The organism is Archangium sp. (assembly GCF_036389735.1).
Classification (GTDB): Bacteria; Myxococcota; Myxococcia; order Myxococcales; family Myxococcaceae; genus Archangium.
This window is the reverse complement of the sequence record NZ_DASVWK010000640.1, coordinates 1-1621: the sequence shown is the minus strand read 5'-3', so window position 1 is coordinate 1621 and position 1621 is coordinate 1. Positions and strand designations below refer to the sequence as shown.

Annotated in this window: 1 protein-coding gene; it reads left to right on the top strand. The window is 71.1% G+C overall.

What is annotated here, in order from left to right:
• The coding region (locus VF794_RS22365) for a condensation domain-containing protein (RefSeq protein ID WP_331113621.1) at positions 1 to 1621 on the top strand (1621 nt) is incomplete at both ends.

Sequence of the window (1621 nt, the reverse complement as noted above, 5' to 3'; positions counted from 1 at the left end):
CCTTCGGCGTCGACCTGCCCCTGCGCTCCCTCTTCGAGGCTCCCACCCTCGAGGCCCTCGGCTCCCGCATCGACTCCGCCTCGCGTGAGGGGCAGGGACTGAAGCTGCCGCCGCTGCGGCCCGTCGCGCGCACGGGCGAGCTGCCCCTGTCCTTCGCCCAGCAGCGTCTGTGGTTCCTCGAGCAGCTCGAGCCGGGCCTGTCCACCTACAACATGGCGGCCTCCGTCCAGCTCGAGGGCACGCTCGATGTGTCCGCCCTGGAGCGCGGCTTCCAGGAGCTGGTGCACCGCCACGAATCCCTGCGCACCACCTTCCGCGCCACGGAGAAGGAGCCCGTCCAGGTCATCCACTCCGGCCTCTCCCTGCCCCTGGCCGTCATCGACCTGGGCGAGCTGCCCCAGGCCGAGCGTGAGGCCCAGGCACGGCGTCTGGCGCACGAGGAGGCCCAACGGCCCTTCGATCTCATCCGCGGCCCCCTGCTGCGGCTGAAGCTGCTCAAACTGGCGGACACCCAGCACGTGCTGCTGCTGACGATGCACCACATCGTCTCCGACGGCTGGTCCATGGGCATCCTCATCCGCGAGGTCGGTGCCCTCTACCAGGCCTTCGCCTCGGGCCAGCCCTCGCCCCTGCCCGCCCTGTCCCTCCAGTACGCCGACTACGCGGCCTGGCAGCGCGGCTGGCTCCAGGGTGATGCGCTGGAGACGCAGCTCGCCTACTGGCGCCAGCAGCTCGCCCAGTCGCCCAAGGTGCTGGAGCTGCCCACCGACAGGCCCCGGCCTCCCGTGCAGTCGTACCGCGGTGCCACCCTCACCCGGCTGATGCCCCGGACGTTGTCGGCCGCGCTCGAGGCGCTCTGCCAGCGTGAGGGCGTCACACCCTTCATGGCGCTGCTCGCGGGCTTCCAGTCCCTGCTCTCACGCTACTCGGGCCAGACGGACATCGTGGTGGGCACGGACATCGCCGGCCGCACCCATGCCGACACCGAGGGGCTCATCGGCTTCTTCATCAATCAGCTCGTGATGCGGGGCGACCTCTCGGGGGACCCCACCTTCCGCGAGCTGCTCGGCCGCGTGCGTCAGGTGGCGCTCGGTGCCTACGCCCACCAGGACGTCCCCTTCGAGGAGCTGGTGCGCGAGCTCAATCCCGAGCGCAGCCTCGCCCACGCGCCCCTCTTCCAGGTGAAGCTCGTCCTCCAGAACGCGCCCACGCCGGAGCTGCGGCTCCCGGGTCTCACCGTGCGGAGCGCGGAGAGCGGCACTGGCGCGGCGAAGTTCGACCTCACGCTCGCCATCAACGAGACCGCCGAGGGCCTGTCCTGCCTGTGCGAGTACAGCACCGACCTGTACGAGGCGGACACCATCTCCCGGATGTTCGAGCACCTCCAGGTGCTGCTGGAGGCCGCCGCCTCCAACCCGGAGCAGCGCCTGTCCTCGCTGCCCCTGCTCTCCGAGGCCGAGCGCCACCGCGTCCTCGTCGAGTGGAACGACGTGCGGGCGGAGTACCCGCGCGACGTCTGCGCCCACCAGCTCTTCGAGGCCCAGGCCCAGCGCACCCCGGATGCCATCGCCGTGCAGATGGGCGAGGACTTCCTCACCTACCGCCAGCTCGACTCGCGCGC